Source organism: Pseudomonas sp. AC242 (assembly GCF_979258655.1).
The window spans coordinates 1,390,106-1,404,260 of record NZ_OZ409873.1; the positions used below are offsets into that span (position 1 = coordinate 1,390,106).

Annotated in this window: 10 protein-coding genes; 7 read left to right on the forward strand and 3 right to left on the reverse strand. The window is 60.9% G+C overall.

Features of this window, described 5'->3' with window-relative positions:
• Positions 1 to 30 precede the first annotated feature (30 nt).
• The gene (gene pvdP, locus ACZZ0A_RS06205; RefSeq protein ID WP_095111777.1) at positions 31 to 1,656 is read left to right on the forward strand and encodes a pyoverdine maturation tyrosinase PvdP; all 1,626 of its coding nucleotides are present in this window, start codon (positions 31 to 33) and stop codon (positions 1,654 to 1,656) included.
• Between the two features lie 180 nt (positions 1,657 to 1,836).
• On the opposite strand, the gene ACZZ0A_RS06210 is transcribed toward pvdP, so the two are convergent.
• From ACZZ0A_RS06210 to ACZZ0A_RS06220, 3 genes are read right to left on the reverse strand one after another with little or no spacing between them, the layout of a single operon-like run.
• Positions 1,837 to 3,231, reverse strand: a complete 1,395-nt coding sequence (locus tag ACZZ0A_RS06210; RefSeq protein WP_414894161.1) for an efflux transporter outer membrane subunit — start codon at positions 3,229 to 3,231, stop codon at positions 1,837 to 1,839.
• A 7-nt stretch (positions 3,232 to 3,238) separates the two neighbouring features.
• Positions 3,239 to 5,212 (reverse strand): MacB family efflux pump subunit, encoded by a 1,974-nt coding sequence (locus ACZZ0A_RS06215; protein ID WP_463542657.1) that lies wholly within the window; start codon positions 5,210 to 5,212, stop codon positions 3,239 to 3,241.
• Complete coding sequence (locus ACZZ0A_RS06220; RefSeq protein WP_095111774.1) at positions 5,213 to 6,376, reverse strand: efflux RND transporter periplasmic adaptor subunit; 1,164 nt, start codon at positions 6,374 to 6,376, stop codon at positions 5,213 to 5,215. It abuts the gene before it with no gap.
• Between the two features lie 321 nt (positions 6,377 to 6,697).
• Here ACZZ0A_RS06220 and ACZZ0A_RS06225 point away from each other — a divergent pair, with 321 nt between their 5' ends.
• The 6 genes from ACZZ0A_RS06225 (at position 6,698) to ACZZ0A_RS06250 (ending at position 14,154) form a co-directional block, all read left to right on the forward strand.
• Positions 6,698 to 7,180, forward strand: a complete 483-nt coding sequence (locus tag ACZZ0A_RS06225) for a sigma-70 family RNA polymerase sigma factor (RefSeq protein ID WP_042704912.1) — start codon at positions 6,698 to 6,700, stop codon at positions 7,178 to 7,180.
• A gap of 131 nt (positions 7,181 to 7,311) precedes the next feature.
• Positions 7,312 to 8,646 carry a lysine N(6)-hydroxylase/L-ornithine N(5)-oxygenase family protein gene (locus ACZZ0A_RS06230; protein ID WP_463542658.1) on the forward strand — a complete coding sequence of 445 codons (1,335 nt, stop codon included), beginning with the start codon at positions 7,312 to 7,314 and terminating at the stop codon, positions 8,644 to 8,646.
• Between the two features lie 577 nt (positions 8,647 to 9,223).
• Complete coding sequence (mgtA, locus tag ACZZ0A_RS06235) at positions 9,224 to 11,923, forward strand: magnesium-translocating P-type ATPase (RefSeq protein ID WP_463542659.1); 2,700 nt, start codon at positions 9,224 to 9,226, stop codon at positions 11,921 to 11,923.
• A 135-nt stretch (positions 11,924 to 12,058) separates the two neighbouring features.
• Entirely contained in the window at positions 12,059 to 12,775 is a 717-nt protein-coding gene (locus ACZZ0A_RS06240; protein ID WP_007913384.1) for an MgtC/SapB family protein, read from the forward strand.
• 173 nt (positions 12,776 to 12,948) lie between these two features.
• Positions 12,949 to 13,392: a chemotaxis protein CheY gene (locus tag ACZZ0A_RS06245; RefSeq protein ID WP_463542660.1), complete on the forward strand. Its 444-nt coding sequence runs from the start codon at positions 12,949 to 12,951 to the stop codon at positions 13,390 to 13,392.
• A 135-nt stretch (positions 13,393 to 13,527) separates the two neighbouring features.
• Complete coding sequence (locus tag ACZZ0A_RS06250; RefSeq protein WP_007913386.1) at positions 13,528 to 14,154, forward strand: response regulator transcription factor; 627 nt, start codon at positions 13,528 to 13,530, stop codon at positions 14,152 to 14,154.
• The last annotated feature ends 1 nt before the right edge of the window (position 14,155 follow it).

Below are 14,155 nucleotides of genomic sequence, written 5' to 3' on the forward strand. Positions count from 1 at the left end.
GCCTGCTTCATGGCTGACACAGGTAGGGCAATGACGATCTCTCGACGCTGGTTCATGGCGGGCATGGCACTCACGGGCGCCGCGCTGCCTGCCGCTTTTTATGCACATCGTGAGCTGACCCGCGAGGAGTTTCCGATCACCCCGGGAGAGGCCACGGTCGACCTGGCCGATACGGCTGGTCAACAGTTGGCGGACAACCTGCGCGGCGTCTGGGATATCCGTTTCAGCGGCGCTGCGGCGGGGCTCGATGGCTTGCCACGCGAAGGCCTGGAGCTGTTTCTCGACATTGCCCACCGGGGTCGCGGCCTGCGTGGGTTTCTCGATACCGGTGCCAATCTGCGTTCAGCAGAACCTGCGCGTTATCAAGTGATCGGCGATCTGGCACCGGGCAACGGCGCCGAATTGTACTGGCGGCTGATGCGTACCGATGCGCCGCACGCGCCGCCGGTCTACGAATTCAAAGTCAAACTCGACGAAGTCTGGGCGGCATTCGGCAATGCCGGCAGTGGCACGTTCACCGGGCAAGTGTTGCGCCTGGATCGGCCGTTGGCGCTGCCCGAACTGGACAATCACTTCATCGCCATCAAGCGACGTTTTCCCGAGGCCCGCGAACGCACCGGGTTGAACCCGACGCTGTTGGCGTGGCTGGTCGCGCCGGAACATCGCCTGTTCCACCAGCTCTGGCACGCCAGCCGCGACAAGTGGCACAAACTCTCGGAGAAAAAACGCGACGCCCTGCGCGGTATCGGCTGGCAACCCGGCCCCCGTGACAAGGAGCGCGATGCCCGTGGGCCGAGCAAGGATCGCAATGGTTCGGGTATCGACTTCTTCTTCATGCACCGGCACATGCTCGGCAAGGCCCGTTCGATGCAGGATCTGCCGTCATGGCAGGCCTTCCCGATGCCGCAGCCGGAACTGGAGCGTGACCGCCAGGGCTTCGCCCGCTACTTCGACAATCACGACGGTGACGCGCTGCCGCCCACCTGGCTGACCGAAGGTGACGACGAGTACACCAAGTGGGTCAGCGACATCAAAGCGGCCGAGACCTACCACAGCAATTTCCAGGTGTGGGAATCGCAGTACCGCGACCCACGCTACCTGGCGAAACTCAGCCTCGGCCAGTTCGGCTCGGAAGTCGAACTGGGCCTGCACGACTGGCTGCACATGCGCTGGGCGTCGGTGGCGCGGGATCCGTCCAACAACATTCCGGTGCCGATGGCGCGCGATCAGGCGGACTTCGCGGCGCGCTGGTATGCGCCGGAAAACGACTTTCTCGGCGACCCGTTTTCCTCCCATGTGAACCCGGTGTTCTGGCGTTTCCACGGCTGGATCGATGACCGTATCGAAGACTGGTTCCGTGCACATGAGCGTTTCCACCCGGGAGAAGTCAGCCGGCTGGAAGTCAACGGTGTGCCGTGGTTTGCGCCGGGGCGCTGGGTTGAGGTCGACGATCCTTGGCTGGGGCCGGACACCCATGGCTGCAGCACCGTGCCGGGGTTGCAAATCGGCCGTTCGGTGGAAATGGACCCGGAAACCATGAAGCTGGCGTTGCGCATCACGTTTGGCGATGAAGACAACATGGCCGACCTGTTCCGCAAAGTGCCGCAGCGGCCGTGGTACGCGCGACATTTGAAAGTGAAAGGCCGGCAACTCTAAGCGCAAAAAAAATCGCAGCCTGATGCTGCGATTTTTTTTGCCCCGAGAATTCAATCAGTCACGACGCGATCCCGTGTAGGAGCTGCCGAAGGCTGCGATCTTTTGATCTTGACTCTTAAAAGCAAGATCAAAAGATCGCAGCCTCGTTGCATTCGACAGCTCCTACAAGAGATGTTGCTGTCAGATAACCTGCCAGCCACCGCCCAACGCTTTGTACAAGGCAATGCTCGCCTGCAGTCGCGACAAGCGCAGTTGCACATTCATATCCTGCGCCGCATACAAAGTGCGCTGGGTTTGCAGCACCGTCAGCAAGTCTTCGGCACCGGCCTGATAACGGCTCTGGGCGATGTCGAACGCAGTCTGCGCCTGGCTCAGCTCTTCGCTTTGCCACTGGCGCTGTTCGTCGAGGCCGCGAATGCTGCTCAGGGCTTTTTCTACGTCGGCGAAGCCATTGATGATCGCCCCTCGATAGGTTTCCAGCAGTTCGTCCTGACGCGCCTTGGCCTTGTCGCGCTCGGCGCTCAGGCGACCGTTGTTGAAGATCGGTGCGGTCAATCCGGAAGACAGGTTGTAGAACGTGGTGCGCAGCAGGTCCGCCGCCAGATCGGCGCCGGTGCCGAGGCTGGCGGTCAAGGTGATTTTCGGCAGCATGGCCGCGCGAGCGACGGTGACGTCAGCCTGAGCCGCTGCCAGTTTGGCTTCGGCGCTGGCGATGTCCGGACGCCGGCTCAGCAGATCGCTGGGCACGCCACTGGCGATATTCGGCCACTGCAACTGTTCGAACGACTGTTGCGGTGACGACAGTGTCTGCACTGGTTGGCCGAGCAGGGCGGCGAGGGTGATCAAGGCTTCGCGGGCCTGTTGTTGCACCAGCGGCAATTTGCGCTGCTGTTCCGCTACCAGGCTTTTTTGCTGGGCCAGTTCCAGCGCGGTGGCGCTGCCGGCGTCGAAACGGGTTTGCACCAGGTGCAGGACGTTCTGCGCATTGGCCAGATTGAGTTCGGCAATGCGCGCCTGTTCGCGCAACGCCAAGGCTTGGGTGTAGCTGCTGGCCACGCCGCTTTGCAGGGTCAGCTCGACGGTGGCACGGTCGAATTCGCTGGCCTGGACGCCGAATACGGCGCTGTCGCGGGCCGCGCGTTTGCCGCCCCAGAAGTCGATTTCGTAACTGGCGCTCAACTCGGCGTCGTAATAATCCAGCGAGCGATTATCCGGGCTGACGTCCAGCTGGCTATAGCCTTTGCCGTGCAACAGTTTCTGTCGATTGGCATTGAGCCCGGCCTTGATTTCCGGGAGCAGCGGGGCGCCGGCAATCGTCGCACTGGCCTGGGCTTGCCTGACTCGCGCAACAGCGGCGCCGAGGTCATGGCTGCCCAGTCGCGCCTGTTCGACCAGTCGATCAAGTTCGGGGCTGCCGAACTGCGTCCACCATTGGCGGTTGCTCTGCACGGCACCGGGCTGCTCAGGCGACTGCCACGCGGGCGGTGGCTGCACGCCGCTGTCGGGGCGCGGCGCAGGGCTGTTGCAGGCCGCCAGCAACAGGCTGGCGGCAAGGAGTGTCAGTGGCGCTTTCATAGATCGATCATTCACTGGTAAGGGCCGTGACCGGGTCGAGCCGGGCAGCCTTGCGGGCAGGCATGAAGCCGAAGAGGACGCCGGTGACCAGCGCGCAGGCGAAAGCACCGATGACGGCCAGCCATTGAAACGCGATCGCCACGCCGCTGAACCACAGCACGCCGCCGACCAGCATCGCCAGACTGATGCCGGCAATGCCGCCGACCACCGAGAGCATCACCGCTTCAGTGAGGAACTGGCGCAGGATGTCGCGCTGTCGTGCACCCGTGGCCATGCGGATACCGATTTCCCGGGTGCGTTCGCGCACGGTCATGAGCATGATGTTCATCACCCCGATACCGCCGACCAGCAAAGAGATTGCAGCAATGGCGCCGAGCATCAGCGACAGCGTGCCTTGCGTGCGTGCTTCGGCCTGAATCATTGCGGCGTTGTTGGTCAGTTCGAAATCCTTCTTGCCGTTGTGCCGCCGCAGCATCGCCTGTTCGATCGCCTGCTCGGCGTCTTTGACCTTGCGTGCGTCCTTGGCGGCGATCACCACGTATTCCGGATTGCGGCTGCCGAACAGGCGCGTGCTGGCCGCCGAGTAGGGCACGGCGATGCGGTTGTCGCTGTCGGAATCGCCGGAGCTCGAGCCCTTTTCCGCAAGAACGCCGAGCACCTGAAACGGCACGTTTTCGATCAGGATGTACTGGCCGATCGGGTCGGCGACATCCTTGAGCAGCTTGTCGCGCACTTTGGTACCGATCACCGCCACGGCGGCGGCGCTGTCTTCATCGGCCTGGGTGAAGTAACTGCCCTGAACCACCGGCCAGTTGAAAATGGTTGGAAAATTGGTGTCGTTGCCACCGACGTAACTGCTGTGGTCGGCGTTGCCGAAACGCACGCCAGCGGTCGAGCCGTTGACCGGCATGATCCGTTCCACCTGGGGCAGGGCGGCCAGCTCGGCGACGTCGTCGAGGGTGATGATGCCCGGTGGCGTGCGCGGGTTGGGCGCGGTGCCGCTGAGGTAAATGATGTTGGAACCGAAGGCGCCCATCTGTGCCATCACCTGGCGTTTGCTGCCTTCGCCCACCGCCAGCATCACCACCACCGAGGCCACGCCGATGACGATCCCCAGCAGTGTCAGCGCGGTACGAAAACGATTGATCCACATGACCCGCCACGCCGCTTGCACGGCGTCGACCAGTTCACCTTTCCAGGCGCCGGTCTCGGTGCTGCCGGTGCTCAGGCGCTGGCGCAGATCCACGGCTTGCAAGGCGCCGGGGTTGGCGCTGCGCGGCGGGGCTGACGGCTGTTCGGCGGTGTCGCTGATGATCAGCCCGTCACGAATCTCGATGATGCGTTTGGCCCGCTGCGCGACTTCGCGGTCGTGGGTGATGAGAATCACCACATGGCCCTGACCGGCGAGTTCGTCGAGCAGGGTCATGACCTCGGCGCCGCTGTGGCTGTCGAGGGCACCGGTGGGTTCGTCGGCGAGAATGATGTGGCCGCCGTTCATCAACGCCCGGGCAATCGACACCCGCTGTTGCTGACCGCCGGAAAGCTGATGCGGGCGGTTGCCGGTGCGGCTGCTCAGGCCGAGCCGCTCCAGCAAGGCACTGGCCCGGGCGTGGCGTTCGGCGGCCGGGGTGCCGGCGTAGATGGCCGGCATCTCGACGTTTTCCTGGGCGGAGCCGGACGGAATCAGGTGATAACCCTGGAACACAAAACCGAATGCTTCGCGGCGTAGCCAGGCCAGTTCATCGGTATCGAGCTGGGCGACATCTTCGCCGGCGAAGCGATATTCGCCGCTGGTAGGGCGGTCGAGACAGCCGAGAATATTCATCAAAGTCGATTTGCCGGAGCCGGATGCGCCGACGATGGCGACGAACTCGCCAGCATGAATCGACAGGTCGATACCGCGTAATACTTCCACCAGCGGGCTGTCATTGCCGCCGTAGGATTTGCGGATCTGCCGCAGGTCAATCAGAGGGGTTTGCATTCAGCCTCCGCTGCCGGTGGCCGGCGCGCTGAGGATGTGATCGCCTTCGACCAGGCCTTCAAGCACTTGTGTGCGCAAACGGTCGCTGATGCCGGTGCGCACGTCACGTGCCTGGATTTCGCCGTTGGCGGCGACGATCTGCGCGCGTTGCCACTGCGGCCGTGAGCCGGGTTGCAGGGCGGCGGTCGGCACGGTGAGGGTGTCCTGTGCCTGTTGCGCAACGAAGAACACCTGCGCGGTCATGTCGGTCATCAGGCTGTTGTCAGCGTTGTCGACGTCGAGCAACACGGTGTAGAGCACCACGCGTTCGCTGCCGCTGCGACCGCTGGTGGGGCTGCCGCCCTGATTCTGTTCGAGCGGGCGCGGTGGCACTGGCAGAATCTGCCGCACCGTGCTGCTCCAGCGTCGGCTACCGCCGCTGAGGGTGGTGAAGTAGGCGGTCATGCCGGGTTTGACGTGGCCGATGTCCGCTTCGGAAACCTCGGCCCATACGGTCATCGGCGAGAGCCGGGCGATGCGCAGGATCAGCGGGGTTTGCTGTTGCGCATTGAGCGTCTGGCCTTCCCGGGCGCCGACGGCCACGACTGTGCCGCTCATCGGTGCATAAATGCGTGTGTAGCCAAGTTCCGCTTCGTCACTGCGCAGGCTGGCCTGAGCCTGACGGATCTGCGCCTGGAACATGTCGATGCGGGCCTGTGTCGCGCGGACTTCGGCGCGAGCCGTCTGCACGTCTTCTTCACGGGTGGCACCACCGGCGGCGAGCTTTTGCTGGCGCTGGTATTTCTGTTGCGCGAGATCGTGCTGGGCGCGTTGCTCCTGCAGCTGCGCCTTGAGGTTCTCGATGGAAAACCGCCCGGCATCCAGTTTGGCCTTTTGCGTGGAGGGGTCGATCTCCACCAGCAACTGGCCTTCCTTGACCGTATCGCCAGCCTCGACATGAATCTTCTGAATCTGCCCGGAGGCCTGCGCACCGACATCCACGTAACGGCGTGGCTGCAACGTGCCCAGTGCGGTCACGCTGTTTTCGATACTGCTGCGAGTCACTTGCACCGTGGCGAGGGCGTCGCGCCCCGGCGGCAGGACTTGCCACGCGGCAACGGCGATCACGGGAATCAGACAAAGGGCGGCGAACAAGGCGCGTCGGGCGGGGCGGGGACGTTTCATGCAGGGTTCCGGCCAGTGGGTTCGGCCCGTCATTCGGCCAGTACACAGGCGTGCAGGGGCGCTGAACGCTGTCGCATGGCACGACAGATACGGGGAGCTGTCCTGTAAACGATGCATGGGCAAGGGAATTTAAGCGCCCACACATCATGTAACAGGTGTCCGGGCAGGACTATTTGGTCGGGATGTGGAATCAGCTCTTTAAATCTATATGAGAATTACTATAAATTACGCACCTCAAGTTGCCACTATCTTGCTACTGCCAATTCCGTGGCGGGATCAGTGTGCTCAAGGACAGGAACTGCATCGATGCGGTCGGGAGTCATGTTGGAAAACTACTATCGTGAGCTGGTGTGTTTCCTTAACGCCAAGCTGGGCAACCGTCAGGTGGCCGAAGATGTGGTGCATGACGCTTATGTGCGGGTGCTGGAGCGTTCCAGCGACACGCCGATCGAACAACCGCGGGCCTTCCTTTACCGCACGGCATTGAACCTGGTCATCGATGATCATCGGCGCAACGCCTTGCGTCAGGTCGAATCACTCGATGTGCTGGACAGTGAAGAACGCTATTTCACCCCGTCGCCCCATGGCACGCTTGACCACGGCCAGCGTCTGGAGATGCTCCAGCGCGCGCTGGCCGAGTTGCCGCCGCGTTGCCGTGAAAGTTTTCTGCTGCGCAAGATCGAAGGTCTGTCCCATCCGGAAATTGCCGAGCACCTCGGGATTTCCAAGGCGTTGGTAGAAAAACACATCGTCAACGCCATGAAACATTGCCGCTTGCGGATTAAACAATGGGATGCCCATTGATCCTTGCTGGTTAAATTTCCGTTCATCGTCCTCGTTCCTACTCAACAGACGACCTGCTGACCTGATTCAGGCCGGTCAGGCCACCCAGGCTTTATCCCCGCGTTGAGGGGTTCATCCAGAGGACACTGGAAATGACACAGGCAATTGCATCGCCCATCGTTCACGACCTGATCGGCGTCGGTTTCGGCCCTTCGAACCTGGCGCTGGCCATCGCTCTGCAAGAGCGCGGGCCGACCCACGGCGAGCTGGATGTGCTGTTCCTCGACAAGCAGGCCAACTACAGCTGGCACGGCAACACCCTGTCGACGCAGAGCGAGTTGCAGATTTCCTTCCTCAAGGATCTGGTGACCCTGCGCAATCCCACCAGCCCGTACTCGTTCGTCAATTACCTCAAACACCACGGTCGTCTGGTCGACTTCATCAACCTCGGCACGTTCTATCCGTGCCGCATGGAGTACAACGACTACCTGCGCTGGGTCGCCGGGCAGTTCACCGAGCAGAGCCGTTACGGCGAAGAAGTGCTGACCATCGAGCCGGTGCTGCACAACCAACAGGTTGAAGCGCTGCGCGTGATTTCCCGTGGCAGCGACGGCCAGCAGCATGTACGGACCACCCGTTCGGTGGTGGTCAGCGCCGGTGGCACGCCGCGCATTCCGGAGGCGTTCAAGGCACTGAAAGGCGACACCCGTGTGTTCCACCATTCGCAATACCTGTCGCAAATGGCCAAGCAGCCGTGCGTGAACAATCAGCCGATGAGCATCGCGATCATCGGTGGCGGGCAGAGCGCCGCAGAAGCCTTTATCGACCTGAACGATTCGTTCCCGTCGGTGCAGGTCGACATGATCCTGCGCGGCTCGGCCTTGAAACCTGCCGATGACAGCCCGTTCGTCAACGAAGTGTTCTCGCCGGAGTTCACCGATTTGGTGTTCCAGCAGAACAGTGCCGAGCGCGAACGTCTGGTCAACGAGTACCACAACACCAACTATTCGGTGGTCGACATCGACCTGATCGAACGCATCTACGGCATCTTTTATCGGCAGAAAGTCTCGGGGATTGCCCGCCACGCGTTCCGCACCCTGACTACCGTCGAGAAAGCCACCGCCACCGACAACGGTATCGAACTGGCTGTGCGCAACAACGCCACCGGCGAAGTCACCGTGCGCAACTATGATGCGGTGGTATTGGCCACCGGTTACGAGCGGCAGATGCACCGCAAACTGCTGGCACCGCTGGAAGAATACCTCGGCGACTTCGAGGTCGATCGCAACTACAAACTGATCACCGACGAACGCTGCAAGGCCGGCATCTACATGCAGGGCTTCTGCCAGGCCAGCCATGGTCTGAGCGATACGCTGTTGTCGGTGTTGCCGATTCGCGCGGACGAGATTGCCGGCTCGCTGTATGAGCATGGCAAGAACCGTGGGCATCGTGCGATGGCGGATCTGTTGTTGGCGACTGCCAGCTAACGCCGATTTCCAGGCCAGATCGTTCCCACGCTCTGCGTGGGAATGCCTCAACAGACGCTCCGCGTTCGGCCTTCGATAGGGACGCGGAGCGTCCCGGGCTGCATTCCCACGCAGAGCGTGGGAACGATCATCCTGAACCCTTCCTGAACATCCCCCACATTCCCCGACACACCTCCTTTTGCCGGTTTACTCTCACATCATCGGGGCGTAAGCTTCGCGCGTTTTCATCAATAGCGGAGACCCACAGTGGGTACTTGTTCGAGTGACAGTTGTCGGCCGGTCTCGGTAACCGGCAGATTCTCGGCAAGATAACGCGCAGCCTTTCTCTGCCGTTGTCTCGCCGTAACAGCGAGCAGCGGCACCCCGTGCATGACCCGTCCTGGGCCATGTCTGGACGTTCCTTCTCATCGACGCTGAACAGAGCGTGATTGCGACTTTATTGTTGTGATCGCAGCCCTATCGACACGCCTGTCTTTTCTGACCGGCGCGCCAGGCCTTGCCGTGCCGGTTTTTCCGGCGCACGAGGCGCGGCCGTACCTGCTTGACGGTTTCCCGGCTGACCATAGGGGCAACAGCCATGAAACTTACGCTCAAGGAATTCTTCGCAGGTTTTCTGCGGACCCGCCACATCGCCCGGCACTTCCGTCGCCTGGCGCTGCTGGAATCGATCAACGACACCACGGTCAGCCGTGAAGTCCCGCCGACTTTGGCCAACACCCTGGTCGATGCCGCGCAGTGCGACAGCGGTGTGTTGCTGTCTTCACTGGGCACGCACTCCGATGGCCTCACTGATTTCGAAGTCGATGCGCTGCGTGCGCAATACGGTCTCAACGAAGTCGAACATGAGCAGCCTCTACCGTGGTGGACGCACCTGTGGCACTGCTACAAAAACCCGTTCAACCTGCTGCTGACGTTGTTGGCGGTGATCTCGTGGCTGACCGAAGACCTCAAAGCCGCCGTGGTGATTTTTTCCATGGTGGTGCTGTCGACGCTGCTGCGCTTCTGGCAGGAAAGCAAATCCAACCAGGCCGCCGACGCGCTGAAAGCCATGGTCAGCAACACCGCCACGGTGATGCGCCGTGATGCGCCGCGCAGCGAATTGCCGATCAAGCAACTGGTGCCGGGCGATCTGATCGTGCTCTCGGCCGGTGACATGATTCCCGCCGATTGCCGCGTGCTCAGCGCCAAGGATCTGTTCGTCAGCCAAGCGGCGATGACCGGTGAATCGATGCCGGTGGAAAAATTTCCGCGTCAGGCTGATCGCGACACGCGCAATCCGCTGGAGCTGGACAACATCCTGTTCATGGGCACCAACGTAGTGTCCGGCACCGCTGTGGCGGTCATTCTGACCACCGGCAACAGCACCTATTTCGGTGCTTTGGCCCAGCGTGTCGGCGCCACTGATCGCGCGGTCACTTCGTTCCAGCAAGGCGTCAACAAAGTCAGCTGGCTGTTGATCCGTTTCATGTTCGTCATGGCGCCGCTGGTGCTGTTCATCAACGGTTTCACCAAGGGCGACTGGACTGAAGCGCTGCTGTTCGCGCTGTCGATTGCCGTTGGCCTGACCCCGGAAATGCTGCCGATGATCGTCACCTCGACGCTGGCCAAAGGCGCGGTGTTTCTGTCGCGTAAAAAAGTCATCGTCAAACGTCTTGATGCGATTCAAAACTTCGGCGCCATGGACGTGCTGTGCACCGACAAGACCGGCACCCTGACCCAGGACAAGATCTTCCTCGCGCGCAATGTCGATGTCTGGGGCGCAGATTCCGATGACGTGCTGGAAATGGCTTACCTCAACAGCTACTACCAGACCGGTCTGAAAAACCTGCTCGACGTCGCGGTGCTGGAACACGTGGAAGTCCACCGTGAACTGAAAGTCGGCACGGCGTTTCGCAAGGTCGATGAGATCCCGTTCGACTTCAATCGCCGACGCATGTCGGTGGTGGTCGAAGGGCGCGGCCAGCCGCATCAGCTGATCTGCAAAGGCGCGGTGGAAGAAGTGCTGGCGGTGTGCAGCCGCGTGCGTCATGGCGAGGTCGATGAAGCCTTGAGCGATGAATTGCTGACCCGGATTCGTCAGGTCACCGCAGCATTCAACGCTGAAGGCTTGCGCGTGGTGGCCGTGGCCGCACGCTCGATGCCGGAAGGTCGCGACACTTACAGTCTGGCTGATGAAAATGAACTGACGCTGATCGGCTATGTGGCGTTCCTCGATCCGCCGAAGGAAAGCACCGCGCCAGCGCTCAAGGCTTTGGCTGAACACGGTGTGGCCGTGAAGGTGCTGACCGGCGACAACGAGCTGGTGACGGCGAAAATCTGCCGCGAAGTAGGGCTTGCGCAACAAGGTCTGTTGCTGGGCAATGACGTCGAGCGCATGAGTGACGCCGAACTGGCGGTGGCTGTAGAGAAGACCAACGTCTTCGCTAAACTGACGCCGTCGCACAAGGAGCGCATCGTGCGCATCCTCAAAGGCAATGGCCATGTGGTCGGCTTCATGGGCGACGGCATCAACGACGCGCCCGCGCTGCGTACCGCCGACATCGGCATTTCCGTGGACAGTGCGGTGGACATCGCCAAGGAAGCGGCTGACATCATCCTCCTGGAAAAGAGCCTGATGGTGCTGGAGGAGGGCGTGCTCGAAGGACGGCGCACCTTCGCCAACATGCTCAAGTACATCAAGATGACCGCCAGCTCCAACTTCGGCAACGTGTTCTCGGTGCTGGTCGCCAGTGCGTTCATTCCATTCCTGCCAATGCTGCCGATGCACCTGCTGGTGCAAAACCTGCTCTACGACATTTCGCAGATTGCGATTCCATTCGATAACGTCGATGAGGAAATGCTGAAGAAACCACAACGCTGGCAGCCGGGCGACGTCGGGCGCTTCATGCTGTTCTTCGGCCCGATCAGTTCGATCTTTGACATCACCACATTCGCTTTGATGTGGTACGTATTCGATGCCAACACCCCGGATCACCAGACCCTGTTCCAGTCCGGCTGGTTCGTGGTCGGGTTGCTGACCCAGACGCTGATCGTACACATGATCCGCACGCCGAAGATTCCGTTCCTGCAAAGCCGCGCCGCCATGCCGCTGCTGGTGATGACCGGGATCATCATGGCGGTCGGCATCTTTCTGCCGATGGGGCCGCTGGCGCACTACTTCAAATTGCAGGCGCTGCCATCGCTGTACTTCGTGTTCCTGCCGGTGATTCTGTTGGCGTACATGGCGCTGACCCAGGCGGTGAAAGGCTTCTACATCCGCCGGTTCGGCTGGCAATAACAGCAGGATTGCTCTCCCCTGTAGGAGCTGCCGCAGGCTGCGATCTTTTGATTTTGTTTTTAAAAGACAAGATCAAAAGATCGCAGCCTGCGGCAGCTCCTACAGGGGGATTTGTGTGTATTCAGGGAAATTACTATGCAAGCCATCAACAACCTCAACCTCGATTCGCTGCTCGACACCCTGGTCAGCCTCAGCGCTGCGTTCATTCTCGGTGGTCTGATCGGCTTCGAGCGCCAGTACCGGCAACGCACGGCCGGCCTGCGCACCAACGTGCTGGTCGCGGTCGGCGCGGCGATTTTCGTCGACATGGCCAACCGGCTCGCCGGTGCTGAAGGTGCGGTGCGCGTGGTCGCCTACGTGGTCTCCGGCATCGGTTTCCTCGGCGCTGGGGTGATCATGCGCGAAGAGGGCAATGTGCGCGGCCTCAACACCGCCGCGACGCTGTGGACTTCAGCGGCGGTCGGCGCCTGTGCCGGTGCCGACCTGCTTGCCGAAGCGGTGCTCGGCACGCTGTTCATTCTGGCCGCCAACACCTTGCTGCGGCCAATCGTCAACAACATCAACCGCCAGCCCTTGGACGTGGTTTCGGCTGAAGTCACCAACATCGTCTACGTCATCGCCCGGCGCTCCCAGCAAACCGCCGTGTTCGCGTTGCTCGAAGCCGAGCTTGAACGCAGCAACTACCCGGCCAGCGATGTCGATGTGCACGCCTTCGGCGCCGATGAAATCGAAATCGAAGCGACGCTGGCGACGACGTCGGTCGATGGTGATGAACTGGATGCGCTGGTCGCAAGAATCTCGACGTCGGCATTGGTGGTGCAGGCGTTCTGGAGTCCGAGTACCACCGAATAAAGCGCTCTTCATCTTCAAGGGGTTTCAGTCGGTCACTAAAACGTCGAGTGAGGGGGCTGGCTCGTTGAGCCTGCGATGAATAGCCGTATTTTTCGGAATATTCCTACAGAACCCGCCGTAGGGCTTGCGTAGTCTTGCCACACCCAGAAAACGCAAATCCCGGGAGATTGACCATGATCACGAAAACCCTGCGCATCCTGATCGCCGACACGCAGCATTTCCACCGGATGAAAATCGAACGTCTGTTCAACAGCCTCGATTACTACCGCGTGGCTCCGGCACAGAGCCTCACCGAACTGCTGACGCTGGTGGACTACGGTTGCGAGCCGTTCGATGTGGTGGTCATCAATGCGGAGCTGGCCGCAGGTTCGCTGGATCTGCTGGGGTTTTTCCTGGATAACCCGCAAGTTTGTCAGGCGCTGATCTACAACGAATCCACCGCGCCATTACAACAGGCTTCGGGTTTCGCCCAGGAAAATGTGCAAATCAGCCATTTGGCACTGCCCTCAAAACAGTCGATCAGTCAGTTGATGGCGCTGGTCGATACACCTGCGAGGCGGCATCTTTTGTCAGCCAGCCAGCCATATTCACCGCTAAAATTCGCTGCTCATGCATAAAAAAACACTGGCCGCAACTGTCAGGTCTGACAGGTGATTTGCTCGCCGTTCCATGTAACAGTCCCGGCGCAGCCACTGAGTCTGGATCAGCCCCCATCGGTGGCCTGTTCGTCAGACTCTGCACCGGGAGTGGCCATGAAGTCAGCGCTGATCGTCGACGATCATCCAGTGGTGCGCGCCGCCATCCGGATCGTGTTGCAAGCTGCAGGATTCAAAGAGATCTACGAGGCGTCCCAAGGCAACGAGGTGGTGTCGCTGATTCGGGAACACCAGCCTCGATTGGTGATACTCGATCTGAACTTGCCGGTACTCGGTGGGCTGGAGGTTCTTGCCCGGATCAAGGCCAATGATTTTGCTTGCCGCGTGCTGGTGTTCAGCACACACGAACCCATGTTCTATCAGGATCGCTGCGTGCGTGCCGGGGCCATGGCCTACGTGACCAAAACCAATCAACTGGAGCAATTGCGCAACGCCATTCGGGCGGTGATGTCGGGGCATACCTATTTTTCTACGCTCCCGGACATTTTCAGCACGCTGAATGCCGTGCAAACCACGGAGAAACAGATGATCGATCAGCTCTCCGATCGTGAGTTGAGCATTTTCCAGCAACTGGGGCAGGGCAAGTCCAACAAGGCGATTGCTGAGGACATGCACCTGAGCCACAAAACCGTCAGCACCTATAAAACCCGTCTGATGAAAAAGCTCGGGGTCCGCTCAGCGGTGCACTTGCGCGATTTCGCCAAGCGCAATCATGTGATCTGAG

Coding starts and splice junctions, on each gene's coding strand:
- ACZZ0A_RS06225 (WP_042704912.1), top strand. CDS start 6,698: ATGTTGGAAAACTACTATCGTGAGCTGGTGTGTTTCCTTAACGCCAAG.
- ACZZ0A_RS06230 (WP_463542658.1), top strand. CDS start 7,312: ATGACACAGGCAATTGCATCGCCCATCGTTCACGACCTGATCGGCGTC.
- ACZZ0A_RS06250 (WP_007913386.1), top strand. CDS start 13,528: ATGAAGTCAGCGCTGATCGTCGACGATCATCCAGTGGTGCGCGCCGCC.
- ACZZ0A_RS06210 (WP_414894161.1), bottom strand. CDS start 3,231: ATGAAAGCGCCACTGACACTCCTTGCCGCCAGCCTGTTGCTGGCGGCC.
- ACZZ0A_RS06220 (WP_095111774.1), bottom strand. CDS start 6,376: ATGAAACGTCCCCGCCCCGCCCGACGCGCCTTGTTCGCCGCCCTTTGT.
- ACZZ0A_RS06245 (WP_463542660.1), top strand. CDS start 12,949: ATGATCACGAAAACCCTGCGCATCCTGATCGCCGACACGCAGCATTTC.
- ACZZ0A_RS06215 (WP_463542657.1), bottom strand. CDS start 5,212: ATGCAAACCCCTCTGATTGACCTGCGGCAGATCCGCAAATCCTACGGC.
- pvdP (WP_095111777.1), top strand. CDS start 31: ATGACGATCTCTCGACGCTGGTTCATGGCGGGCATGGCACTCACGGGC.
- mgtA (WP_463542659.1), top strand. CDS start 9,224: ATGAAACTTACGCTCAAGGAATTCTTCGCAGGTTTTCTGCGGACCCGC.
- ACZZ0A_RS06240 (WP_007913384.1), top strand. CDS start 12,059: ATGCAAGCCATCAACAACCTCAACCTCGATTCGCTGCTCGACACCCTG.